Here is a 502-nt window from a genome sequence, read left to right as displayed (position 1 = left end):
GGACTGGGCGGAGCCGAAGGGCCCGCACCCCGCCGACCCGAGCTTCACCAGCACCGCTAACTGAGGGCGATCAGGCTCCCGTCCGCCAGGTGCTCGTCAACGGATCTCGGGAGCAGGTAAGCGGTTCCGCCACCGGGCTGTTCGTGCCACGGCACGGTCTGGCCGGTGATCACGCGCAGTTCGCGGGCGATCCGGAAGCGGCGCGAGCCCTCGCTCAGCCGCTCCGCGCGCAGCGACATCGCGCTGAACTCCGTNNGCGCTCGATCTCCTTGCCGGGCATGAGAACCACGATGCGCTTGCCGGCCAGCAGGGTCAGCGGCGGCTCGCCCGGGAGCGGCTGGACGGGCCAGTCGTTGAGCGCTCGCGTGGTGTTCACGTCGCGACCACCGGCGCGCAGGCTCGACGGGGTCATGGCCAGCATGCCGACCAGGTAAGCGCCCGCGTCGCGCAGCGAGGCGAAGCGGTGCGGATTGCGGGGCTCGCCGCGCTCGTAGTCCGCGAC

Annotated in this window: 1 protein-coding gene; it reads right to left on the bottom strand. The window is 72.0% G+C overall.

The features are described 5' to 3' along the window. Positions 1-56: 56 nt before the first annotated feature. Positions 57-239, bottom strand: coding sequence for a TNT domain-containing protein (locus tag CCN37_RS40470; protein ID WP_086830136.1), 183 nt, complete (start codon positions 237-239; stop codon positions 57-59). Positions 240-502 lie beyond the last annotated feature (263 nt).

Origin of the sequence: Allokutzneria sp. NRRL B-24872, assembly GCF_002155965.1 — a bacterium.
Classification (GTDB): Bacteria; Actinomycetota; Actinomycetes; order Mycobacteriales; family Pseudonocardiaceae; genus Allokutzneria.
This window is presented reverse-complemented; position numbering and strand designations above follow the sequence as displayed.